Source organism: Variovorax robiniae (assembly GCF_037889955.1).
Taxonomy (GTDB): domain Bacteria; phylum Pseudomonadota; class Gammaproteobacteria; order Burkholderiales; family Burkholderiaceae_C; genus Variovorax; species Variovorax robiniae.
On the sequence record NZ_JBBKZS010000014.1, the window covers coordinates 35,869 to 58,730 of the forward strand.

27 protein-coding genes are annotated in these 22,862 nt (G+C 65.4%); 20 read left to right on the forward strand and 7 right to left on the reverse strand.

Going from position 1 to position 22,862, the window contains the following annotated elements; genetic code table 11:
- Positions 1-48: 48 nt before the first annotated feature.
- Positions 49-1,833 (reverse strand): acetolactate synthase 3 catalytic subunit, encoded by a 1,785-nt coding sequence (locus tag WKW79_RS25905; RefSeq protein ID WP_340338098.1) that lies wholly within the window; start codon positions 1,831-1,833, stop codon positions 49-51.
- Positions 1,834-2,114: 281 nt separating this feature from the next.
- Here WKW79_RS25905 and WKW79_RS25910 point away from each other — a divergent pair, with 281 nt between their 5' ends.
- The 6 genes from WKW79_RS25910 to WKW79_RS25935 all read left to right on the forward strand — a co-directional run bounded on the left by WKW79_RS25910 (position 2,115) and on the right by WKW79_RS25935 (position 5,519).
- Positions 2,115-2,681 (forward strand): RNA polymerase sigma factor, encoded by a 567-nt coding sequence (locus tag WKW79_RS25910; RefSeq protein ID WP_340338099.1) that lies wholly within the window; start codon positions 2,115-2,117, stop codon positions 2,679-2,681.
- On the forward strand, positions 2,678-3,106 hold the full coding sequence (locus WKW79_RS25915) for a DUF3619 family protein (protein WP_340338100.1): 429 nt from the start codon (positions 2,678-2,680) through the stop codon (positions 3,104-3,106). The genes WKW79_RS25910 and WKW79_RS25915 overlap by 4 nt, the downstream gene beginning before the upstream one ends.
- 119 nt (positions 3,107-3,225) lie before the next feature.
- Complete coding sequence (locus WKW79_RS25920) at positions 3,226-3,939, forward strand: DUF3106 domain-containing protein (protein ID WP_340338101.1); 714 nt, start codon at positions 3,226-3,228, stop codon at positions 3,937-3,939.
- Between the two features lie 15 nt (positions 3,940-3,954).
- A complete protein-coding gene (locus WKW79_RS25925) occupies positions 3,955-4,518 on the forward strand; it encodes an RDD family protein (protein WP_340338102.1) in 564 nt (187 codons plus the stop codon).
- The gene (locus WKW79_RS25930; protein WP_340338103.1) at positions 4,515-4,910 is read left to right on the forward strand and encodes a diacylglycerol kinase; all 396 of its coding nucleotides are present in this window, start codon (positions 4,515-4,517) and stop codon (positions 4,908-4,910) included. The genes WKW79_RS25925 and WKW79_RS25930 overlap by 4 nt, the downstream gene beginning before the upstream one ends.
- A gap of 18 nt (positions 4,911-4,928) precedes the next feature.
- Positions 4,929-5,519, forward strand: coding sequence for an LOG family protein (locus tag WKW79_RS25935; protein WP_340338104.1), 591 nt, complete (start codon positions 4,929-4,931; stop codon positions 5,517-5,519).
- An 11-nt stretch (positions 5,520-5,530) separates the two neighbouring features.
- On the opposite strand, the gene WKW79_RS25940 is transcribed toward WKW79_RS25935, so the two are convergent.
- A complete protein-coding gene (locus WKW79_RS25940) occupies positions 5,531-5,869 on the reverse strand; it encodes a P-II family nitrogen regulator (protein ID WP_213959171.1) in 339 nt (112 codons plus the stop codon).
- A gap of 77 nt (positions 5,870-5,946) precedes the next feature.
- Here WKW79_RS25940 and WKW79_RS25945 point away from each other — a divergent pair, with 77 nt between their 5' ends.
- Positions 5,947-6,894 (forward strand): DMT family transporter, encoded by a 948-nt coding sequence (locus WKW79_RS25945; protein ID WP_340338105.1) that lies wholly within the window; start codon positions 5,947-5,949, stop codon positions 6,892-6,894.
- Entirely contained in the window at positions 6,891-8,081 is a 1,191-nt protein-coding gene (locus WKW79_RS25950; RefSeq protein WP_340338106.1) for a GNAT family N-acetyltransferase, read from the forward strand. Before WKW79_RS25945 ends, WKW79_RS25950 begins: the two co-directional genes overlap by 4 nt.
- An 81-nt stretch (positions 8,082-8,162) precedes the next feature.
- Here the strand turns inward: WKW79_RS25950 and ppa are convergent, their stop codons facing one another.
- Positions 8,163-8,696 (reverse strand): inorganic diphosphatase, encoded by a 534-nt coding sequence (gene ppa, locus WKW79_RS25955; protein WP_340338107.1) that lies wholly within the window; start codon positions 8,694-8,696, stop codon positions 8,163-8,165.
- Positions 8,697-8,946: 250 nt separating this feature from the next.
- Here ppa and WKW79_RS25960 point away from each other — a divergent pair, with 250 nt between their 5' ends.
- On the forward strand, positions 8,947-11,421 hold the full coding sequence (locus tag WKW79_RS25960) for a sodium-translocating pyrophosphatase (protein WP_340338108.1): 2,475 nt from the start codon (positions 8,947-8,949) through the stop codon (positions 11,419-11,421).
- Between the two features lie 5 nt (positions 11,422-11,426).
- Entirely contained in the window at positions 11,427-11,795 is a 369-nt protein-coding gene (locus WKW79_RS25965) for a nuclear transport factor 2 family protein (protein WP_340338109.1), read from the forward strand.
- Positions 11,796-11,797: 2 nt separating this feature from the next.
- Here the strand turns inward: WKW79_RS25965 and WKW79_RS25970 are convergent, their stop codons facing one another.
- Positions 11,798-13,327, reverse strand: coding sequence for a phospholipase D family protein (locus tag WKW79_RS25970; protein WP_340338110.1), 1,530 nt, complete (start codon positions 13,325-13,327; stop codon positions 11,798-11,800).
- Between the two features lie 121 nt (positions 13,328-13,448).
- Between WKW79_RS25970 and WKW79_RS25975 the strand changes: the two genes are divergently transcribed.
- Positions 13,449-13,955 (forward strand): peroxiredoxin, encoded by a 507-nt coding sequence (locus WKW79_RS25975; protein ID WP_422823971.1) that lies wholly within the window; start codon positions 13,449-13,451, stop codon positions 13,953-13,955.
- Here WKW79_RS25975 and WKW79_RS25980 read toward each other — a convergent pair whose 3' ends face one another.
- A complete protein-coding gene (locus WKW79_RS25980) occupies positions 13,956-14,300 on the reverse strand; it encodes a hypothetical protein (protein WP_340338112.1) in 345 nt (114 codons plus the stop codon).
- A 134-nt stretch (positions 14,301-14,434) separates the two neighbouring features.
- Between WKW79_RS25980 and WKW79_RS25985 the strand changes: the two genes are divergently transcribed.
- From WKW79_RS25985 to WKW79_RS26020, 8 genes are all read left to right on the forward strand, one after another.
- Complete coding sequence (locus tag WKW79_RS25985; protein ID WP_340338113.1) at positions 14,435-14,674, forward strand: AbrB/MazE/SpoVT family DNA-binding domain-containing protein; 240 nt, start codon at positions 14,435-14,437, stop codon at positions 14,672-14,674.
- A gap of 73 nt (positions 14,675-14,747) precedes the next feature.
- Entirely contained in the window at positions 14,748-15,137 is a 390-nt protein-coding gene (locus tag WKW79_RS25990; protein WP_422823968.1) for a type II toxin-antitoxin system VapC family toxin, read from the forward strand.
- A gap of 25 nt (positions 15,138-15,162) precedes the next feature.
- Positions 15,163-16,596 (forward strand): aldehyde dehydrogenase family protein, encoded by a 1,434-nt coding sequence (locus WKW79_RS25995; protein ID WP_340338115.1) that lies wholly within the window; start codon positions 15,163-15,165, stop codon positions 16,594-16,596.
- Positions 16,597-16,653: 57 nt separating this feature from the next.
- Positions 16,654-17,415, forward strand: coding sequence for an SDR family oxidoreductase (locus WKW79_RS26000; protein ID WP_340338116.1), 762 nt, complete (start codon positions 16,654-16,656; stop codon positions 17,413-17,415).
- A gap of 163 nt (positions 17,416-17,578) precedes the next feature.
- The gene (moaA, locus tag WKW79_RS26005; RefSeq protein WP_340338117.1) at positions 17,579-18,703 is read left to right on the forward strand and encodes a GTP 3',8-cyclase MoaA; all 1,125 of its coding nucleotides are present in this window, start codon (positions 17,579-17,581) and stop codon (positions 18,701-18,703) included.
- A 2-nt stretch (positions 18,704-18,705) separates the two neighbouring features.
- Positions 18,706-19,356 (forward strand): molybdenum cofactor guanylyltransferase MobA, encoded by a 651-nt coding sequence (gene mobA / locus WKW79_RS26010; protein WP_340338118.1) that lies wholly within the window; start codon positions 18,706-18,708, stop codon positions 19,354-19,356.
- Entirely contained in the window at positions 19,353-20,666 is a 1,314-nt protein-coding gene (gene moeA / locus WKW79_RS26015) for a molybdopterin molybdotransferase MoeA (RefSeq protein WP_340338119.1), read from the forward strand. The genes mobA and moeA overlap by 4 nt, the downstream gene beginning before the upstream one ends.
- Positions 20,667-20,682: 16 nt before the next feature.
- Positions 20,683-21,165 (forward strand): Crp/Fnr family transcriptional regulator, encoded by a 483-nt coding sequence (locus WKW79_RS26020; RefSeq protein WP_340338120.1) that lies wholly within the window; start codon positions 20,683-20,685, stop codon positions 21,163-21,165.
- Between the two features lie 150 nt (positions 21,166-21,315).
- On the opposite strand, the gene rnhA is transcribed toward WKW79_RS26020, so the two are convergent.
- Positions 21,316-21,765: a ribonuclease HI gene (rnhA, locus tag WKW79_RS26025; protein WP_340338121.1), complete on the reverse strand. Its 450-nt coding sequence runs from the start codon at positions 21,763-21,765 to the stop codon at positions 21,316-21,318.
- A gap of 28 nt (positions 21,766-21,793) precedes the next feature.
- Positions 21,794-22,576 carry a class I SAM-dependent methyltransferase gene (locus WKW79_RS26030; protein ID WP_340338122.1) on the reverse strand — a complete coding sequence of 261 codons (783 nt, stop codon included), beginning with the start codon at positions 22,574-22,576 and terminating at the stop codon, positions 21,794-21,796.
- Between WKW79_RS26030 and WKW79_RS26035 the strand changes: the two genes are divergently transcribed.
- The gene (locus WKW79_RS26035) at positions 22,575-22,847 is read left to right on the forward strand and encodes a hypothetical protein (RefSeq protein ID WP_340338123.1); all 273 of its coding nucleotides are present in this window, start codon (positions 22,575-22,577) and stop codon (positions 22,845-22,847) included. The genes WKW79_RS26030 and WKW79_RS26035 overlap by 2 nt on opposite strands.
- The last annotated feature ends 15 nt before the right edge of the window (positions 22,848-22,862 follow it).

Here is a 22,862-nt window from a genome sequence, read left to right on the forward strand (position 1 = left end):
TTTGCGACTTCAGCGTAACTTTTGTCTTTATGCGTCCAGCAGTCCGGATTAAAGGTCTTCGGAACCCAGCAGCATCTCGGTGATGCCCATGCCGGCCTTCACCATCGGGAACACGTTCTCGGTCGGATCGGTGCGGAAGTCCATGAACACCGTGCGGTCCTTGAGCTTGCGCGCTTCGCGCAGCGCCGGCTCCACATCCTGCGGGCGCTCGATCAGCATGCCGACGTGGCCGTAAGCCTCCGCCAGCTTCACGAAGTTGGGCAGCGCATCCATGTAGCTGTGGCTGTAGCGGCCGGAATACTCGATTTCCTGCCACTGGCGTACCATGCCCAGGTAGCGGTTGTTCAGCGAGACGATCTTGATCGGCGTGTTGTACTGCAGGCAGGTCGAGAGTTCCTGGATGCACATCTGCACCGAGCCTTCCCCGGTGATGGTGAACACCTCCGCCTCCGGCTTGGCCAGCTTGATGCCCATGGCGTAGGGAATGCCCACGCCCATGGTGCCGAGGCCACCCGAGTTGATCCAGCGGCGCGGCTCGTCGAAGCGGTAGTACTGCGCAGCCCACATCTGGTGCTGGCCGACGTCGGACGTGATGTAGGCATCGGCGTCCTTGGTCATGTTCCAGAGTGTCTCGACCACGTACTGGGGCTTGATGACGTCCGTGTTGCCGCGGTCGTACTTGAGGCAATCCTTGCCACGCCAGGCTTCGATGGTCTTCCACCAGTCGGCCAATGCGCCAGCGTCCGGACGGGTGGTGGTCTCGCGGATCATCGAGATCAATTCGGTCAGCACGTCCTTCACGTCGCCGACGATCGGGATGTCGACCTTCACGCGCTTGGAAATGCTCGACGGGTCGATGTCGATGTGGATGATCTTGCGTTCGTTCTGGGCGAAGTGCTTCGGGTTGCCGATCACGCGGTCGTCAAAGCGCGCGCCGACAGCCAGCAGCACGTCGCAGGTCTGCATGGCATTGTTGGCTTCGATTGTGCCGTGCATGCCCAGCATGCCCAGGAACTTGCGGTCGCTCGCCGGATAGGCGCCCAGGCCCATCAGGGTGTTGGTGACCGGGTAGCCCAGCATGTCGACCAGCGTGCGCAACTCGTTGGTGGCGTTGCTCAACAACACGCCGCCGCCGGTGTAGATGTACGGACGCTTGGCGTTCAGCAACAGTTGCAAGGCCTTGCGGATCTGGCCGCCGTGGCCCTTGCGCACGGGGTTGTACGAACGCATCTCCAGCCTTTCCGGGTAGCCGGTGAACGTCGTCTTCTTGAAGGACACGTCCTTCGGCACGTCCACCACCACCGGGCCGGGACGGCCGCTGCGGGCGATGTGGAAGGCCTTCTTCATCGTCAGCGCCAGGTCCTTCACGTCCTTGACGAGGAAGTTGTGCTTGACGATGGGGCGCGTGATACCGACGGTGTCGCATTCCTGGAAGGCATCGAGGCCGATGGCGGCGGTCGGCACCTGGCCCGAGATGATGACCATCGGGATCGAGTCCATGTAGGCCGTCGCGATGCCGGTGACCGCATTGGTCAGGCCGGGGCCGGAAGTGACCAGGGCCACGCCGACTTCGCCGGTGGCACGCGCATAGCCGTCCGCCGCGTGCACCGCCGCCTGCTCATGCCGCACCAGCACGTGCTGCATGGTGTCCTGCTTGTACAGGGCGTCGTAGATGTAGAGAACCGCGCCGCCGGGATAGCCCCAGATGTACTGGACGCCTTCGGCCTGGAGTGCCTTGACCAGCACCTCCGCGCCCATGAGTTCTTGTGCCTGGTTGCCCATCCCGGAGGATGCGGCTGCTGCGGAAGCGAGTTCCGATTTAGAGATTTCCATGATCAACCTTTTGTGATTTTCGGGAACGAAAAACCTTGGGTGCCCCTTGCCAACCCTTGTGAGGTCGCGTCGGGACTTGAGGCCAAAGCCATGAGCGGACTGGATGCTCCGCCGGACTGTGACCCGTTTGCGATTTGCAGTGCGACCGCGATTATGACACCTCAAATGGCCGAACTTCGGACCAGCAGCAGTCAAAAGTACCGATGCGATAATCCGCGCGGTCCAAAACATAACGCCTAGAAGAGACAACCCACGCTGCGCTTCACCGCGTTCATACCCGTTTGGCTACTGAAAAAGAACTCTCCGACTTTCTCAAGAGTGTCGAAAGACGCGCCTTCAAGCGCTCGGTCTACCACGTGCGCGACGAGGAAGCGGCACTCGACATCGTGCAGGACAGCATGATGAAACTGGCCGAACACTATGGCGACAAGCCGGCCGGGGAGTTGCCGATGCTGTTCCAGCGCATCCTGTCAAACTGCACGCTCGACTGGTTCCGTCGCCAAAAGACACGCCGGGCACTATTTTCGAACCTGAGCGACTTCGAAGCCCCTGAAGACGACGGCGAATTCGATCTGCTGGGAAACTTCAACTCGCCCACCGACTCCCGCGAGACAGAGAGTGCCGAGGACACCACCCGCCGTGCGCAGATATTCCACGAAATCGAAGAAGAGATTGCCGCACTCCCCGCGCGTCAACGCGAGGCGTTTCTGATGCGTTACTGGGAAGAAATGGACGTTGCCGAGACCGCCGCAGCCATGGGGTGTTCGGAAGGCAGCGTCAAAACCCATTGTTCCCGCGCCGTTCATGCCCTGAGCAAAGCGCTCACGGCCAAAGGTATATCGCTATGAACGCAACACTTTCGAAGACCTCCTCCGCTCTTGAAGAGCAATTCGCCCGCCGCCTGACGGCCCGCCTGTCGGCCGGGGACGAACTTCCGCATGACATCGGCGAACGCCTGCGCGTTGCGCGCCAGCAAGCCGTGGCCCGACGCAAGCTCGCCCCGGCGCTGCAACCTGCGCAGGTGGTCGTGGCCTCGGGCGGCGCTGCCGCACTGGGCGGCGGTTGGTGGACACGCGTTGGCGCAGTGGTGCCGTTGATCGCTCTGGTGGTCGGATTGATCACCATCAGCATCATCCAGGACGAGAATCGCGTGAACGACATGGCCGAAGTCGATGCCGCCCTGTTGACAGACGACCTTCCGCCTGCCGCATTCACCGATCCGGGGTTCGCGCAGTTCCTCAAGACAGACGCCACCGACACAGCCTCACGTTGAACCTCCGCCACACCGCCCGAATGGTCCCACGCCCGGCCTCTCGCGCTCCGGCGCTCTCATCGCTTCGCCCGCAACCGTCGGGCGTTGTCATTTGGGGCGGCTTGCTCCTGGCGGTCGTGGTGGCAACACTGACCTTGCTGCAAGCGGCACCCGCCTCCGCGCAACCGCCGCCCGCCGGAACATCCGAGACAAATGGCAAGAACCCGGCCCTGTCGAAGCCGCTCTGGACCAGCCTGACGCCCGGCCAGCAAGCGGCCCTGAAGCCCTTGGCGCCGCACTGGAACACCATCAGTGGCGTCCAGAAAAGCAAATGGCTGGCGATCTCGCGCAACTTCGACTCCATGAAGCCTGAGGACCAGGCCACGCTGCACAGCCGGATGAGCGAATGGGCCACGCTGAGCGCCCAGCAGCGCGCGCAGGCCCGGCTGAATTTCGCCGAAGTCAATCGCCTGCCTGCTGACGAGCGGAAGGCCAAATGGGAGGCCTACCAGGCGCTGAGCGAGGACGAGAAGCGTGACTGGGCAGAGCGTGCGCAAGTGCGCCAGCCGAGCGCCGCCATTCCGGTGCGCCCCGTACCGGAGAGAAAGCTCGCGCCAGTACCGCCGACGACCTCCCTGCTGGGCAAAGGCGAACACAGTCCGCGCATCCAGCTTGCGCCACCGCCGGCGCCGGTCGCGGCAGCGCCCACGCCCGCTCCGGCACCGGCTGCGAGCACCCCGGTGCCGCCTGCCGCCGAAGCCCAGATTCCGGCGCCTGCAGCAGCCGACGCGCCTGCGGCACCTGCTACGATTCCGCCGGTCCGCACAACCGAGCAACCCTCCTCCGCGCCCTGACCCGGCGCCGGGCCCATGAACGCTGGCGCCACCATTCACTCCGACCCCGCTACCCCCGCCGCCCCGTCCACACAAGCGCTGACCGATCTCACCGCCCCGGGCCTCTGGCGCCGCATGGCCTGCTGGACGTATGAGAGCGTGTTGTTATTTGCGGTCGTCTTTCTCCCTGCCTATCTTTTCAGTTCGCTCTCACAGATGCGTAACGCGATAGACCCCATCCGCCTTCCGTTGTTGCAGGCGTTCATGTTTATCGTCCTCGGGCTCTACTTCGTCTGGTTTTGGATCCACGGTCAAACTCTTGCAATGAAGACATGGCGCATTCGAGTGGTCGACCGCGTTGGCCAACCACTTAGACAGGGACGCGCTCTTTGGCGCTATCTCTTGAGTTGGATTTGGCTCTTGCCGCCGCTAGCGGTGATGGCCGCACTAAGACAACTGCGAGCCGTAGACCTACTTCTACTTCCTGCGTGGTGGATCGTCTGGGCCTTGCTGGCGCGATTCCACCCGCAACGACAGTTCTGGCATGACGCCTGGGCCGGTACGCGCTTGATTCCCTCCAAGCCGATGAGCCGTCGATGAGCCAGCACGACCCGGTCGTCAACCCCCAAAAGGGGCGCAGCGGACTGTCGCGGGTGTTCCACGCTACGCTGATCTCGCTGAATGGCCTGCGCGCGGGCTGGGGCGAGACGGCGTTCCGGCAGGAGGTGCTCATTGCGATCGTGCTGGTGCCGCTGGCCTTCTGGCTCGGCCGCAGTTGGGTGGAAGTGGCGCTGCTCGCCGGCAGCGTGGTGTTGGTGATGATCGTGGAACTGCTCAATACCGCCGTGGAAGCGGCCATCGACCGGATCGGGCCGGAGTGGCACGACCTGTCGAAGCGGGCGAAGGACATGGGCAGCGCCGCGGTGCTGCTGGCCTTGGTGCTGTCGGGCGGGATCTGGCTGGCTGCGCTCTGCACCCGTTTCGTCACTTGAACGCGGCATGATCGGGGCATGAACCCTGATTTTTCGATTTGCGTCTATTGCGGCTCGCGCCCCGGCGAGCGACCCGAACACACCCAGGCCGCGCAGTCCGTCGGCCGCTGGATCGGCGAGAACGGCGGACAACTCGTCTACGGCGGCGGCCGCACCGGCCTGATGGGCACGGTGGCCGAGGCCACGCGCGCAGCCGGCGGCCGGGTGGTCGGCATCATCCCCAAGGCATTGGTCGACAAGGAACTGGCCAACCCGCTCTGCGACGAATTGCACGTCGTCGAGACGATGCACGAACGCAAGGCCATGATGGGCGAACGTGCCGATGCCTTCGTGGCCCTGGCCGGCGGCATCGGAACCTTCGAGGAGTTGTTCGAGATCTGGACGTGGCGGCAGCTGGGCTACCACGACAAGCCGGTCGGCATTCTCAATACCGCCGGGTATTACGACTCCATGCTGGCCTTCCTCGCGCAGAGCGTGCGCGAAGGCTTCATGGGGGATTGGCAGATGGGGCTTGTGCGCAGCGGCCTGGAGCCGGCCGTGCTGCTGGGAGAATTGCGGGAAGAAGCACGTCGCCACCCGAAGGGCGACAAGCTGGCAGAGGTGCTGTAGCCCCCGAAAAATCAGATCGCCGCTTCGTCCTGCTCGCCGGTGCGGATGCGGACGATGCGCTCGACGTTCGTGACGAAGATCTTGCCGTCCCCGATCTTGCCGGTGCGCGCGGCGCCGACGATGGCTTCGATGCAGCGCTCGACGTCGTCGGTGTTCACGACCACCTCGACCTTCATCTTCGGCAGGAAATCGACCACGTATTCCGCACCGCGATAAAGCTCGGTGTGACCCTTCTGGCGGCCGAAGCCCTTGACTTCGGTGACCGTCAGCCCGGTCACGCCTACGGTTGCCAGCGCCTCGCGCACGTCTTCGAGCTTGAAGGGTTTGACGATGGCGGTGATCTGTTTCATTGCGGAGGTTCTCCCGGAGGTTTCGGAAAAGGGGGCGGCCGATTATGTCATTCGCGCACTGTTAGGCTCTCGGGTCGATGAGTGCAAGTCCCCCCGTCACCCCTGCTGCATCCGGCTTTTCGACGCTGGTCCGGTGGAGCAACAGCCAAGCCTGGCTGCTTCTGGTCTTCACCACGCTGATCTGGGGGGCCAATGCCGTGGCGGCACGGCTCGCGGTCGGCGAAGCATCGCCGATGCTGGTGACTTCCGCACGATGGATCGTCTGTTGCGTCGCGCTCGGCCTGACTTCGCGCGGCGAGATCGCCACTCACTGGCGCGCGCTGGTGCCGCACTGGCGCTTCGTGGTCCTGATGGGGACGCTGGGCTTCACCGGCTTCAATGCCCTCTTCTACACGGCCGCGCATCACACCACGGCGATCAACATCGCGATCATCCAGGGCACCATTCCGGTGTTCGTGCTGATCGGCAGCCTGTACCTCTACCGCACCCGGATCACAGTGCTGCAGGTCTTGGGCGTGACGCTGACGCTGGCCGGCATCGCGGTGGTGGCCTCGCAGGGGCACCTGGAACGGCTGGCCCAGTTCCAGTTCAACATCGGCGATGTGTGGATGCTGATCGCCTGCCTGCTCTATACCTTCTATGCGCTTGGCTTGCGCCGGCGGCCGGCCGTGCCGGCGATCGTGTTCTTTGCCGCGACGGCCGCCGTGGCGAGCATCGTGTCGCTGCCGTTGCTGGTAGCCGAGATCGCGATGGGCAACTTCATGGTGCCGACGGTGAAGGGCCTGCTGCTGATCTTGTTCATCGGCACTTTTCCCTCGTACATCTCGCAGCTCACCTTCATCCGGGCTGTGACGCTGATCGGGCCGGCGCGGGCCGGGGTGTTCCTGAACCTGGTGCCGATCTTCGGGCCGCTGCTGGCGGTGCTGGTGCTCGGCGAACCGCTCTCGGGGTTCCATGCGGCTGCTCTGGCGCTGGTGCTGGGCGGGATCTGGATCGCGGAATACCTGGGTGCACGCAAGACATGACCAAGCGCCCCCTGAGCGACGAGCCCATCCTGCGCATCCATGGCGCGCCGTCCGAGATCGATGCGAGCGCCTGGAACGAGTTGCTCGCGATGCAGGCTGCGCCCAGCCCCTTCATGCGGCACGAGTACCTGGACGCGATGCACGAAAGTGGCAGTGCCACGCCGGCAAGCGGATGGACCGCGGCTTTCGTCACGCTGTGGCAAGGCGAACGTCTCGCAGGTGCGTGTCCGGTCTACATCAAGGATCACTCTTACGGGGAGTACGTGTTCGATTGGGCCTGGGCCAATGCCTATGAGCAACACGGACTGCGCTACTACCCAAAGGCGGTCGCGGCGGTGCCGTTCACGCCGGTACCGGGAGCGCGCTTGCTGGCACGAGATGCGCAGAGCCGCGCACTGCTGGCGCAGGGGCTGGTGCAGTGGTGCAAGCAGGCTGGGTTGTCGTCCCTGCATCTGCTCTTCGGGGCCGATGAGGACATCGCTGCTTGTACAGATGCCGGGATGATGCTTCGGCACACCGTGCAGTTTCACTGGTCGAATGCCAACTACCCGGACTTCGAAGCCTTCCTCGCCAGCCTGTCCCACGACAAGCGCAAGAAGATCCGCCAGGAACGTCGCAAGGTGGCGGATGCGGGTGTCACTTTTCGTTGGGCACGCGGCGCGGACATCTCGCCGGCCGACTGGGAATTCTTCTACCGCTGCTATGCCCGCACCTACCGCGAGCACGGCAATCCGCCTTACCTCAAGCGCGACTTCTTCCAGCGGATGGCCGACACCATGCCCGACACGTGGCTGCTGTTCGTCGCGGAGCGTGGTGGATATCCGATTGCGACGAGTCTCATCGCCCTTTCGGAAGACAGGCAGCGTGAAGATGGAACCCGCGGCCCCGAGGTGGCCTATGGCCGCTACTGGGGTGCGCTGGAGCGCGTGGATTGCCTGCATTTCGAGGCTTGCTACTACCAACCGCTCCAATGGTGCATCGCGCATGGGGTGCAGCGCTTCGAAGGCGGCGCGCAGGGCGAGCACAAGATGGCCCGCGCATTGATGCCTGTGAAGACGACCAGCGCGCATTGGTTGGCGCATCCGTCGTTCGCCGACGCGGTCGAGCGCTTCCTGGAACGCGAGGGCGAAGGCATCGCCAACTACATGGAGCACCTGGACGAGCGCAGTCCGTTTCGATCGGGCTGAGCGCTTCGGCACGTGGTCGTCGCAGACACAAAAAAGCGCCGGGAGCGGCGCTTTTCTGCGGCAAAGAAGCCGAGTGAAGGATCAGCCCTTGGCCTTGTACGCAGCCACGCCGTCCACGATTTCCTTGCGCGCTTCGTCCAGGCCCTTCCAGCCGAGGATCTTGACCCACTTGCCGGCTTCCAGGTCCTTGTAGTGCTCGAAGAAGTGGGAGATGGTCTTCAGGCGCATCGCGTTGACGTCGTCGATCGACTTCCAGTGGCTGTAGATCGGCAGCACCTTGTCGGTGGGCACGGCCAGCACCTTGCCGTCGACGCCGGCTTCGTCTTCCATCATCAGGATGCCCAGCGGGCGGCAAGGGCAGACCACGCCGGGCGGCAGCGCATAGGGAGCGATGACCAGCACGTCGACCGGGTCGCCGTCGCCGCTCAGGGTTTGCGGGACGTAGCCGTAGTTGGCCGGGTAGTGCATCGACGTGGTCATGAAGCGGTCCACGAAGATCGCGCCGGAGTCCTTGTCCACTTCGTACTTGACGGGATCGGCGTTCATCGGGATCTCGATGACGACGTTGAAGGCTTCGGGGAGGTTCTTTCCTGGGGAAACTTTATCGAATGACATGTCTTTATTCGTTGATTGAATGAAACAGCGGGGGACTCGGACAAACCCGAAGTTTAAGACGCGCGTCATTGTCAAGTCATACGGATTGTGACTTTTCACTGTTAAATTGGACTTGTTGGCCAATCGGTCTCCTTTTTCACAGGAGGCTTCGAGGAAGCAACGCGGCGGAAGCAAAGACCCGTACGCGTTGCGCGCAGGGCCTCTGCTTTCGTCTCCACCAGTCCCAACGAACTTCTGGAGTAAGCAAAGCATGATCGGCAACACCCCCCTGATACTTGCCATCGTCTGCGGCCTCGTGGCCGTAGCCTATGGCTTCTGGGCCCGCAGTTGGATCCTCGCCAAGGATGCCGGCAACGCACGAATGCAGGAGATCGCAGCGGCGATCCAGCAAGGCGCGTCGGCCTACCTGGCCAAGCAGTACACCACCATCGCCGTCGTCGGCGTCGTGCTGGCGGTGCTCATCGCCGTCTTCCTCGACCTGACCACGGCGGTCGGCTTCATCATCGGCGCGGTGCTCTCGGGCGCCTGCGGCTTCATCGGCATGAACGTGTCGGTGCGGGCCAATGTGCGCACGGCGCAGGCGGCCACCAAGGGCATCGGCCCGGCGCTGGACGTGGCGTTCCGCGGCGGCGCGATCACCGGCATGCTGGTGGTCGGGCTCGGGCTGCTGGGCGTCGCTGGCTTCTTCTGGTTCCTCGGCGGCGGCAGCCAGACGGATGGCAAGGCGCTGTCGCATCTGCTCAACCCGCTGATCGGCTTTGCCTTCGGCTCCTCGCTGATTTCGATCTTCGCGCGGCTCGGCGGCGGCATCTTCACCAAGGGCGCCGACGTGGGCGCCGACCTGGTGGGCAAGGTCGAGGCCGGCATTCCGGAAGACGATCCGCGCAACCCGGCGGTGATCGCGGACAACGTGGGCGACAACGTCGGTGACTGCGCAGGCATGGCAGCCGACCTGTTCGAGACCTATGCGGTGACGCTGATCGCGACCATGGTGCTCGGTGCGCTGATGGTCACGGCGGCGCCGGTCCACGCGGTGATGTACCCGCTGGCGCTGGGCGGCGTGTCGATCATCGCGTCGATCATCGGCTGCTTCTTCGTGAAGGCATCGCCGGGCATGGTCAACGTGATGCCGGCGCTCTACAAGGGCCTGGCGGTGGCGGGCATCCTGTCGCTGATCGCGTTCTGGTTCGTCACGAGCTGGCTGATCCCCGACAACGCGATTGCCGCGAGCGGCAGCCAGTTGAAGCTGTTCGGCGCCTGCTTCGTCGGCCTGGCGTTGACGGCGGCCCTCGTGTGGATCACCGAGTACTACACCGGCACGCAATACAAGCCGGTGCAACACATCGCGCAAGCCTCGACCACGGGCCACGGCACCAACATCATCGCGGGCCTGGGCGTGTCGATGCGCTCGACGGCCTGGCCGGTGATCTTCGTCTGCATCGCGATCCTGGCCTCGTATTCGCTGGCCGGCCTGTTCGGCATTGCAGTGGCTGCCACTTCGATGCTGAGCATGGCCGGCATCGTGGTCGCACTGGACGCCTACGGTCCCATCACCGACAACGCCGGCGGCATCGCCGAGATGAGCGAATTGCCCGACAGCGTGCGCGCCGTGACCGACCCGCTCGACGCGGTGGGCAACACGACCAAGGCGGTGACCAAGGGCTATGCGATCGGCTCCGCCGGCCTCGCATCGCTGGTGCTGTTCGCCGACTACACCCACAAGCTGGAAGGCTTCGGCCAGGCAATCGACTTCAACCTGAGCGACCCGATGGTGATCGTCGGCCTGTTCATCGGCGGGCTGATCCCCTACCTCTTCGGCGCGATGGCGATGGAAGCGGTGGGCCGCGCGGCCGGTGCAGTGGTAGAGGAAGTGCGCCGCCAGTTCCGCGACATCAAGGGCATCATGGAAGGCACCGGCAAGCCCGAATACGGCAAAGCGGTGGGCATGCTGACGGGCGCGGCGATCAAGGAAATGATGATCCCGTCGCTGCTGCCGGTGGTGGTGCCGATCCTGGTCGGCCTGCTGCTTGGACCGAAGGCGCTGGGCGGCCTGCTGATGGGCACGATCGTGACGGGTCTCTTCGTGGCGATCAGCATGTGCACCGGCGGTGGCGCCTGGGACAACGCGAAGAAGTACATCGAGGACGGCCACCATGGCGGCAAGGGCAGCGAGGCGCACAAGGCGGCCGTCACCGGCGACACCGTGGGCGACCCCTACAAGGACACCGCCGGCCCGGCCGTCAACCCGCTGATCAAGATCATCAACATCGTGGCGCTGCTGATCGTGCCGCTGGTGGTGCAATTCCACGGCACCAAGGCGGCTGCGGTGCCGGTGCCTGCGCCAGTCAGCGCGCCCGCCCCGGCGCCTGGCCCCGCCGCCGCGGCAAGCAGCGAAAGCGCGATGGTGAAGATCGAGAACGGCATCGTGAAGTTCTACTTCGCGACCGGCAGCAATGACATCGCGCCGAACGCCAAGGAGTCGCTCGCCGATGTAGTGAAGGCGGTGCAGGCCGGCAACGTCGCCCTGGTGAGCGGCTACCACGACGCCAGCGGCGACCCGGCCAAGAACGCAGAACTGGCCAAGCAACGTGCGGAGGCCGTGGCCGAGGCCTTGAAGGCGGCAGGCGCGCCGGCGGACAAGGTCGAATTGGCCAAGCCTGAGCAGGCGCAAGCCGATGGGCCGGCAGCCGAAGCACGCCGCGTCGAGGTCAAGATCAAGTCCTGATCGACATGCCGAGCGCCGAAAGGCTCGAGTCCTTCATCGCCGCCGTCGAAGGCGGCGACCATGTGAAGGCCATCGAGGACTACTACACCGAGAACGCCTCGATGCGCGAGAACCAGGCCGAGCCGCGGCGCGGCCGTCCTGCGCTGATGGCGAACGAGGCCGCCGTGCTGGCGCGCACGGCCTCGGTCGTGTCGAAGTGCGTGCGGCCGGCGCTTGTGAATGGCGACCACGTCGTGATCCGCTGGATCTTCGACTTCACCGGCAAGGACGGGCGCAACATGCACATCGAGGAGTTGGCCTGGCAACGCTGGGAAGGCGACCGCATCGCCGAGGAAGAGTTCTTCTACGATCCGGCGCAGATGCGGCCGCGCTGACCCTACAACAAGCCCTCCGGCACCAGCGGCCCCAGCGCCCGGATCTTGAGGCGTTGCAGCCAGGTCGATTCAGGCTCGTAGGTCAGGACCACCTCCTTGTCCTCGTCCATCGTCAGCCATTCGATGCTGCGTCGCTTGGCCACCCATCGCAGGCGATAGGCGCTCTCCAGCTTGCTGATGTTGATGATGCGCAGCAGTTCGCGCGCCAGTTGGGGGCTGTCGACCATGATGCCGAGCTCCGTGTTGTCCATGGCGGAGCGCGGGTCCAGGTTGACGGAGCCAACGAACAGCTTGCGCTTGTCGACCACCGCGGTCTTTGCATGCAGCCGGCCGAGCGACTTGCCGAACATGTCGAGGCGCTGATTCTTCGTGGTGCGCGCCGGGCTCAGTTCATAGAGGTCGCAGCCTGATTCCAGCAGCCGTTCGCGATAGCGCGCATAGCCGCTGTGCACCAGCGGCTCGTCGTTGGCGGCCAGCGAATTGGTCAGCAGCGTCACGCTCACGTCGCGCTTGCGCAGCGCCTCGAAGGCTTCCATGCCATTCTCCCCCGGCACCAGGTAGGGCGAGGTCAGTTGCACCTCGTTCTCGGCGATGAGCAGTTGCGACCAGAAGCGCATGGTCACGCTGGTGGCCAGGGCCTCATCGTCCGTCATGTAGCGCAGCTTGGTGGGCGGGTCGGCGACCGCGTTGGCGGGGCCCCACAGCAGGCCGATCCGCCCGGCGTCGAGCTCTTCACCGATCGGCCCGTAGCCGAGCACGTCAGTAGCCGGCAGCACGACCTTGGGCGGCCTGGCGCGCATGCCGACGCGCCGGTCGAAGTCCTCGATCATCGCGGCGTGGCCCCGCTGCGGCTTGACGATGTCGCCGATCGGGTAGACCACCTCGCTGTTCCAGTAGGCGTCGTAGATACCTTCGAGCTGCGGGATGACCTTGCCGACGATGAGCGCATCCATGTCTATGAAGTTGGTCGCATCGTTGAGCACGAAGTACTCGTCGGCGATGTTGCGACCGCCTGCCACGGCCATCACACCGTCGGCAATGAAGAGCTTGTTGTGCATGCGGTGGTTGAGCCGCGGGATGTCGGCCGCCGAGGCGGCGAAGCGGCCCGCCAGGCTGCCGCGCGCACAGCAGAAGGGGTTGAACAGCCGCACCTCGATGTTGGGCGTCGCCGACAGGGCCAGCAACAATTGCTCGGTGTGCGCCGTGTAGAGATCGTCGATCAGCAGACGCACGCGCACGCCGCGCAGCGCCGCCTCCTTGAGCGAGCGCAACAGCAATCCGCCGGCGCCGTCGTTCTCGAAGACGTAGTACTGGAGGTCCAGCGAGCGCCGCGCGCGCCGGGCGAGCTGGATGCGCGCATCGAGCGAGTAGACGCCCAGCGGCATCAGGCGGAAACCCGAATGCTCGCCGGGCGGCGTGGATGCGGCCACGATCTTCGCGAGGGCCGTGTCGGGGCTGGTGTCGAGCGCTGCGACCATCGGGGTCAGGCTGCGCTGTGGCAATGCACCGCAGCCCGCGAGGACCGCAGCCATGCCGACGGCCAGCATGCCCCCGAGGCAGCGGCGCAAGAAGTGGCGAAATATGATGGCGCCCATCTGCCTGAAGGAATTGACCATGACGTTGCGATTTGACCGGTTGCTTGCCTGGGTGCCGATGATGCTCGCAATCGGGTTTTCCGCGCCAGCCGTCGCGGCGCTGGACGTGGGGCAGAAGGTGGCTCCCTTCACGGCGCAGGCCGCGCTGGCGGGCAAGCCCTTCACCTACTCGCTGCAGGAGGCGCTGGCCAAGGGACCGGTCGTGGTGTATTTCTTCCCGGCTGCTTTTTCAGTGGGGTGTTCGATCGAGGCGCATGCCTTTGCGGATGCGATGGACCAGTTTGCCGCGCTGAACACGTCAGTGATCGGGATCTCGACCGACGACATGGAGACGCTGGCGAAGTTCTCAAGCCAGGTGTGCCAAGGCAAGTTTCCGGTGGCTTCGGATGAGAGCCGCAACATCACCCAGTCCTTCGACGCGGTCATGCAGACGCGTCCGGAATATGCCAACCGTATCTCATATGTGATTGCGCCGAACGGCACTGTGGTGACCTACTACCAGAGCCTGAATCCCTTCAAGCATGTCGAGAAGATGCTGGATGCGGTGAAGCTGATCAGGAAGTAGTCAGTACTTGATCTTCACGCCGGCCTTGGCGCCGGTGTTGTTCTTGCCGTCCGAATGGGCCTCGACCGAGAACGAGGTCTTGCCGCCGGTCTCCGCACCGGCCGAATAGCTTGGCTTCGGCCCCGAGGTGTCCATGCCGCCGAAGGTCTTGCTGCCGTCGGGGCGCTCGACGCCCACTGTCGCGCCCTTGGTGTTGACCGAGTCCTCGGTGGAAGTGACGTTGGGGCTGACGTAGACGGTGCCCTTGTCGTCGCTGTCGACGGGGAGCTTGAGCTCATCGGCAAGCGCGCTGCCGCATGCAGTGGTGAGGCAAACCAATAGACCGAGACCGAAGTGGATTCGCATGGCCCATTCTGTGATGGCGAGCCCGATTCAGGCTGTAGGCAAAGCACGAATGCGCGCGAGCGATGGAGGGCTTGCCGCAGTGCCGGGCGAGCCGTAATATTCTTACTTTGGCAAGTAAGAATCACGGAAATCGAATGAAGATCACAAGCAAGGGACAGGTCACGATCCCGCAGGCAGTGCGAGAGCAGGCAGGCCTGCATCCGCACAGCGAGGTGGAATTCGAAGTGCGGGCGAACGGCGATGTGCTGCTGCGGCGCGCGCCTTCTGCCGAGTCGCCTGTGCGCAGTGCCTTCCAGCGCGTACGCGGCTCCGCCACCGCCGCGCAATTCAAGGGCATGGGCACCGACGAGTTCATGCGCTTCCTGCGTGGCTAGTCGCGCTTCACGTGCTTCCGAACCGGGCGCACGCTATCTCGCCCGACCATCCGCCACGCTCGTCGACAGCAATGTGCTGATCGACGTGCTCGCCGACGATCCCCAATGGGCGGATTGGTCGCTCGACCAACTGGACCGCCTGGGCCAGCAAGCCGCACTCGTCATCAATCCGCTGATCCTGGCGGAGCTCAGCCCCCGATTCGAGCGAGCCGCCGATCTCGAAGACGCACTCGCCGGCCTTCCGCTCAAGCGGGAACCATTGCCCTGGGATGCGGCCTTCCTGGCCGGCCAGGCATTCCGCGCCTACCGCAGCGCGCCGGGCGCTGGAACCGGCCGGGCTCGTTCGCCACTGCCGGATTTCTACATCGGCGCACATGCGCTTGTGAACGGGCTACGCTTGCTGACCCGCGACGCCAAGCGCTATCGCAACTACTACCCCAAACTCGACATCATCTCGCCCTGACCGGCACACTGAACCCTCCCCCAACATGCAACTCAACTACATCGCCAACACCAGCGTCGTCTCCGCCTCCGGCCGCACGCTGCCGGTCCTGGACCCGTCCGACGGCCAGCCCTTCGACGAACTGCAGCGCAGCAACGCGGCCGACATCGACGACGCGGTGGGCGCGGCGCGCGACTGCTTCGACAACGTGTGGCAGAAGGTCAGCGCGGCGGAGCGCTGCAGGCTGCTCTACAAGCTCTCGCAGAAGATCGCCGAGCACACCGACGAACTGGCGCTGCTCGAGCAACGCGACTGCGGCAAGCCGGTGAAGCAGGCGCGGGCCGATGCGCTGGCACTGGTGCGCTACTTCGAGTTCTATGCCGGCGCCTGCGACAAGCTGCATGGCGAGACCATCCCCTACCAGGACGGCTACAGCGTCTTCACCTGGCGCGAACCGCACGGCGTCACGGGCCATGTCATTCCGTGGAACTACCCGATGCAGATCTTCGGCCGCAGCGTCGGCGGCGCCTTGGCCGCCGGCAATGTCTGCGTGGTCAAGCCGGCGGAAGACGCGTGCCTGTCGCTGATTCGCGTCGCACAACTGGCTGCGGAGGTCGGATTCCCTCCGGGCGCCATCAATATCGTGACGGGCTACGGCCATGAAGTCGGTGATGCGCTGGCGCGGCATCCCGGCATCGACCACATCAGCTTCACCGGAAGCCCGAAGGTGGGCACGCTGATCCAGCAGGTCGCGGCCGAACGGCATTGCCCCGTGACGCTGGAACTTGGCGGCAAGAGCCCGCAGATCATCTTCGCGGACGCCGACCTGGCCTCGGCCATTCCAGTGCTCATCAACGCCATCGTGCAGAACGCAGGACAGACCTGCTCGGCGGGATCGCGCGTGTTGATCGAGCGCAGCATCTACGAGCCGCTGCTCGAACGGCTTGGCCATGCTTTCGAGGCATTGCGTGTCGGCCCCGCGGCGATGGACCTCGATGTCGGGCCGTTGATCCGGCAATCGCAGCAGCAGCGCGTCTGGGACTTCCTCAGCGACGCGCAGCATGCCGGCATCCCGATGGTGGCCCAGGGCGTGATCGTCGACGAGGCGCCCGACAGCGGCTTCTACCAGGCGCCCACGCTTCTGCGGGACGTGCCGGTGACGCATCGGCTGGCACAGGAAGAAGTGTTTGGCCCCGTGCTGGCCGCGATGGCATTCGATGACGAAGACCAGGCCGTCGCGCAGGCCAACGCGACGCAGTTCGGGCTGGTCGCGGGCATCTGGACGGCCAATGGGGCACGGCAATTCCGCATGGCCAAGCGCGTGCGCAGCGGCCAGGTGTTCATCAACAACTATGGCGCTGGCGGCGGCGTGGAACTGCCCTTTGGTGGGGTCAAGTCGTCTGGTTACGGCCGCGAAAAGGGCTTCGAGGCGCTGTTCGGATTCACCACGCTCAAGACCGTCGCTGTGCGGCACGGCTGACGCGCGGGCGTCACCCGCAATTTCAAGAATCGATTCAAGACAACTCCAGGAGACTTCATGCGCGTCAAGGGCAAATCCATCATCGTCACCGGCTCGGGCGGCGGCATCGGCGAAGGCATCGCCAAGCGGCTGGCGGCCGAGGGTGCACAAGTGATCGTCAACGACGTCAATGCGGCCGCTGGCCAGCAAGTGGTCGAGGCGATCCTGCGCGACGGCGGCCGGGCCTCCTTCTTCGCAGCGGATGTCACGAAGACGGCCGACATGAAGGCGCTGGTCGGCGCTGCCGTCGAACGACACGGCAAGCTCGACGTCATGGTCAACAACGCCGGCTGGACGCACCGCAACCGCCCTGCCCTCGAAGTCAGCGAGGAAGAGTTCGACCGCTGCTTCTCGGTCAACGTGAAGAGCATCTACCTGTCGACGATCCACGCCGTACCGGCGTTTCGCGCCAATGGTGGCGGCGTCTTCATCAACATCGCGTCGACGGCCGGCGTGCGCCCTCGCCCCGGCCTCAGTTGGTACAACGGCTCCAAGGGCGCGGTCATCACCACCAGCAAGTCGCTGGCCGCCGAACTCGGGCCGGACAACATCCGCGTCAACTGCATCAACCCGGTCTTCAATCCGGACACCGGCCTGGCCGCCGAATTCGCGGGCGGCCCGGTGACGGAAGAGCGCAAGGCCAAGTTCCTCGCCACCATCCCGCTCGGTCGCTTCTCGACCGCGCTCGACGTGGCTAACGCGGCGCTGTACCTGGCGAGCGACGAGGCTGCGTTCATCAGTGGTGTGTGCATCGAGGTGGACGGGGCGCGTTGCGTCTGATGAGGTCGTCGCCTTGACGAGGACCATGCACTGGATGGTGCCGGCGCTGTTTCACAGCGGACTGCACCATCCCGCCCTTGGGCGCAACATGGGTTTGCGTGACCATGGTCAAGTGCCCTGACACCCCTGAGGGCGGAGGCGATGGAGTAAATTGGCCCCTCCCATGAACAGCAAAGTGATCCCCGTCTCCGCCATAGGCCGTGCGCATCGCATCGCGTCCGCGCCACAAGCGAAAGTGCCCGCCATCGGGCACCTCGAAGACCGCCTCGGCCGGCCGTTGACCGACCTGCGCATCAGCGTGACGGACCGCTGCAACTTCCGTTGCAGCTATTGCATGCCGAAGGAAGTCTTCGACAAGGACTACAAGTACCTGCCGCATTCGGCCCTGCTGAGCTTCGAGGAGATCACGCGACTCGCGCGCCTGTTCACCGCGCACGGCGTGCACAAGATCCGCCTCACCGGCGGCGAGCCCTTGCTGCGCAAGAACATCGAGGTGCTCATCGGGCAACTCGCGCAATTGCGCACGGCCGATGGCGCACCGCTGGACCTCACGCTGACCACCAACGGCTCTCTGCTCGCACGCAAGGCCGTGGCACTCAAGGCCGCGGGCCTGCAGCGCGTGACGGTGAGCCTGGACGGCCTCGACGACACGATCTTCCGCCGGATGAACGATGTCGACTTCCCGGTCGCCGACGTGCTGATGGGCATCGACGCGGCGCATGCCGCCGGGCTCGGGCCAATCAAGGTCAACATGGTGGTCAAGCGCGGCACCAACGAGCAGGAAATCCTGCCGATGGCCCGCCACTTCCGCCATACCGGCGTGGTGCTGCGCTTCATCGAATACATGGACGTGGGCGCCACCAATGGCTGGCGCATGGACGAGGTCATGCCCTCGGCCGAGGTCATCGCGCTCATCGCACGGGAGTTCCCCTTGCGGCCGCTCGAAGCCAGCGCGCCGGGCGAAACCGCCCAGCGCTGGGCCTATGCCGACGGCGCGGGCGAGATCGGCGTGATCAGCAGCGTCACGCAGGCCTTCTGCCACGACTGCAGCCGCGCGCGCCTGTCGACCGAGGGCCAGCTGTACACCTGCCTGTTCGCGAGCCATGGCCACGACCTGCGCCCGCTGTTGCGCGGCGATGCGGACGACACGCAATTGCTCTCGGCGATCGGCCACATCTGGCAGGGTCGTGCCGACCGCTATTCCGAACTGCGCGCGTTGCGCGATCCGGAACTGACCACCGACGTCGGTGCAGCACGTCGCGTCGAGATGAGCTATATCGGCGGCTGACGATGGATCGCACCACACCCATCGCCACGTCGGACATCACAGGCCTCGTCCTCGCCGGCGGACGCGGCTCCCGCATGGGCGGCGTCGACAAGGGCCTGCAAAAGTTCAACGGCACGCCATTGGCCCTGCATGCGGTGCTGAGGTTGGGCGCTCAGGTCGGCGAGATGATGGTCAATGCCAACCGCAACCTCTCGGCCTATGAATCGTTCGGCGTCCCTGTCTGGCCGGACGGGCTGGCCGACTATGCCGGGCCACTGGCCGGCTTCCTGACCGGGCTGGAGCGCTGCGAGACACCCTGGCTGCTCACCGTCCCGTGCGACACGCCCCTGTTCCCGACCGATCTGGCGAAGCGGCTGGCCGATGCGCTCGTCGAGGCCGACGCGGAGATCGCCATGGTCAGCGCGCCGGAGCCAGTGGACAACGGTGGCGCCCCAATCCTGCGTGCGCAACCCGTGTTCTGCCTGCTTCCAACTACCCTGCTCGAAAGCCTCGTGCGCTTCACGCAGTCCGGCGGTCGCAAGATCGACGCATGGACCGCGCAACACCGCACCGTGCTCGTCCCCTTCGACCGCGAGGGCGATGCCCCCGACGCCTTCTTCAACGCCAACACGCTGGCCGAACTCGCCGCGCTGGAAATCCACCGCACCCGATGAGCCGCGTCGCCGATATCGCGGCCGCGCTGGCCGGCTATGACCCGAAGGCACTGAGCGTGGATGGCGTCCAGGCCTTCCTTGCCAGCCTCGTCGAGCCCACTGTGCTGCGCGAGCGGGAATACGTGCCCTTGTTCGAGGCCTTGGGACGCGTGCTCGCCGAGGACGTGGTCTCGCCCTTCAGCGTGCCGCCGCATGACAACTCGGCCATGGATGGCTTCGCCTTCGATGGCGCGGTGCTCGACTCCCCGGCGTCCGAGATCATCAGCCTGCGCGTGGCAGGCACCGCACTCGCGGGCGCCGCCTGGCGTGGCGCCTTAAGCCAGGGCGACGCGCTCAAGATCATGACCGGCGCGGTGATGCCGGCCGGCTTCGATACCGTCGTGCCCCAGGAGTTCTGCACTGTCGAAGGCGACACCGTGCGCTTTCCAGCCAACGCCCTGCGCCGCGGCGACAACCGCCGATTCGCCGGCGAAGACCTCATGCAGGGCCGCCCGGCGCTCCTGCAGGGCGAGCGCCTGACGCCTGCAGGCCTCGGCCTGCTCGCCAGCCTCGGACAGGCCGAGGTATCGGTCTTCCGCCGCCTGCGCGTGGCCTACTTCTCGACCGGCGACGAAATCCTCAGCCTCGGCGAGCCGCCGCGCGAGGGCGCCGTCTACGACAGCAACCGCTACACGGTCTTCGGCCTGCTCACACGGCTGGGCTGCGAAGTGGTCGACCTCGGCATGGTGCGCGACGACCCGGCCGCGCTGGCCGCCGCGCTGTCGGAAGCGGCCCGGCAGGCCGACGCCATCATCACCAGCGGCGGCGTCAGCGTCGGCGAGGCCGACCACACCCGCGCCGTGATGCGGCAACTGGGCGACATGGCCTTCTGGCGCGTCGCGATGCGGCCGGGGCGGCCCATGGCCGTCGGGCTCGTTCCCAAGGCGCCTGGAAATGCCAATGCCGGCGCCGCGGTGCTGTTCGGCCTGCCCGGCAACCCTGTCGCGGTGATGGTCACCTTCCTCGCCTTCGTGCGCCCCGCCCTGCTCCGCCTCATGGGCTGCAATGCGTCCAGCGCTGCACCGCCGCCGCTGCTGCGCGCACGCAGCGCGGTATCGATCCGGAAAAAGCCCGGACGCACCGAGTACCAGCGCGGCCGTGTCACCTGCACCCCCGGCGCGCTTCCGGAGGTCCGCATCGCAGGCAACCAGGGATCGGGCGTGCTGAGTTCGATGGTCGAGGGCAACGGCCTGGTCGTGCTGCACCATGCGCAAGGCAGCGTCGCGCCGGGTGATGAGGTCGATGTGATGATGTTCGACGGCGTGGTGTAGCCCGGGCATTTTCACCATGCTCGCCGCCCGCGTCGAAATGCTTCAGCAGATGCCGATCTTCGGCGGCATCAGCGAGGACACGCTGGAGTTCCTGCTGGCACCCGCGCCGACCGTGGAGGTTCCCGCGGGCGAATTCTTCTTCCAGGAGGGCGACTCGCCGCACGGCATGTTCGTGCTGGAGGCCGGCCGCGTCACCATCTTCAAGAGCTGGAAGGGCCGCAGCCTGCTGCTGCATCGGCTGAAGCAGGGTGACTGCTTCGGCGAGATGTCACTGCTCGACCTGTCGCCGCGCAGTGCCTCCGTTCGGGCCGATGCGCCCTGCACCGCGGTGGCGCTCACGCCCGCCAACCTCTATCGACTCTACGAGCACAACACGGCCCAGTTCGCGCTGATCCAGATGAACATCGGCCGTGAACTGAGCCGCCGGCTTCGCATCGTCGACGACCTGTTGCTGCGCGCCCGCATGGGCGAGGTGCTGCCGCCAGTGAAGCACCTTTAGATTCACCGCTGTACGTGCACGCTCACGCAACTGTTCAGCGCTGCTTCTGAGGCAGCCAACCTTGTTCGCGGGCACCCGCGGAACCGGCTTTGCCGGGCCGCTGGGTGCGCCCCCTTGAGGGGGAGGCGCCGCAGGCGCATCGGGGGTGGGTCAAATACGCCCCAGCGCCTTGTCCACGCCCTTGTTGGCCAGCAAGTCCGCCCGCTCGTTGCCGGGATCGCCCGAGTGCCCCTTGACCCAGCGCCATTCGATGGTATGGCCGCCTTCCTGCACGAGCTTGTCGAGCCGCTTCCACAGTTCGACGTTCTTCACCGGTTGCTTGGCCGCCGTCATCCAGCCCTTCGCCTTCCAGCCCTTCACCCATTCGGTGATGCCCTGGCGCACATACTGGCTGTCGAGGTAGAGCACCACCTTGCAGGGCCGCTTCAGCGCCGCCAGGCCTTCGATCACGGCCGTGAGTTCCATCCGGTTGTTGGTGGTGTTCAGCTCCCCGCCAAAAATCTCCTTCTCGGTCGCGCCCGACTTGAGCCATGCGCCCCAGCCGCCCGGACCGGGATTGCCCTTGCAGGCGCCATCGGTGTAGATCTGTACCTCGTTCAACTCGTTCGTCCTTGCATCTTCAAAAAAATCAGGGTCGCGGGGGCGGCGGCGCGCGATGCACCTTGCCCGCGACTGGCATCGGTGCACTGGCCCTGGCGGCGGCGCGTCGCCAATCGGCACTCAACAGCCGCAACCCACGCACCCGCTTGACCGCCACCAGAAAATAGACCGCACCGAATATCGGCCACCAGCGCTCGCCCGCCTTGTCGAACCATCGGTAGCGCTCCAGCCAGGCCTCGCTGCGCACCGCCGGCCGGTAGGCGCCGAAGCGGCCCGATTCCACCTCGAAACTCAGCAGCCGCAGCCAGTCTCGCATGCGCCGGTAGGCGATGAACTCGCCCGCCTCCGGCAAGAACAGTTCGCCCAGGCCCAGGCGACGCCACAAATGCGCGCGTCGCTGCCGCATTCCCCACAAGCTGTGAGGGTTCAGCCCGCAGATCACCACGCGCCCTTCCGGCACCAGCACGCGCTCCACCTCCCGCAAGGTGGCATGCGGGTCCTCACTGAGCTCCAGCGCATGCGGCAACAGCACCAGGTCCAGGCTGTTGGCCGCAAACGGCAGCGCGGCGAAATCCGTGAACAATGCCGCGGACGTGGCCTCGCCCTCCTGCGGCAACTGCGGCAACGCCAGCCAGCGATGCCGCATCCGGTTCGCCCGCAGGGCGTCGACAGCAGGCAATCCGAGCTGCAGCGCGTGGTAGCCGAACATGTCGGCGACGGCCTGGTCGAATTGCAGTTGCTCCCAGGCCAGCAGATAGCGGCCGGGCGGGGTCTGGAACCATTCCTGCAAACCTATAATTTGACCGCTCATGACCCTCGTTCCGCTGCCCGCTTTGGCTGACAACCACACCTGGATGCTGAAGCGCGGGCCCGATCCCTTCGAGGCAGACCCGGGCCCTGCCCAGCCGACGTTCGATACACTCGGGCGCGGCGAGCCGCAGCTGGCAGCGATTCTAGACACGCGCCACCGCGCCGATCCGGCCAGGCGCAAGAGCCACCCCATTCTTCGCATCCGCGAAGCCACCTTCCCTGAAGCAATGCGCGTCCACGCCGGCCCATGCGCCCTGGCAAGTGACACCTGAACATCGCACTGCACC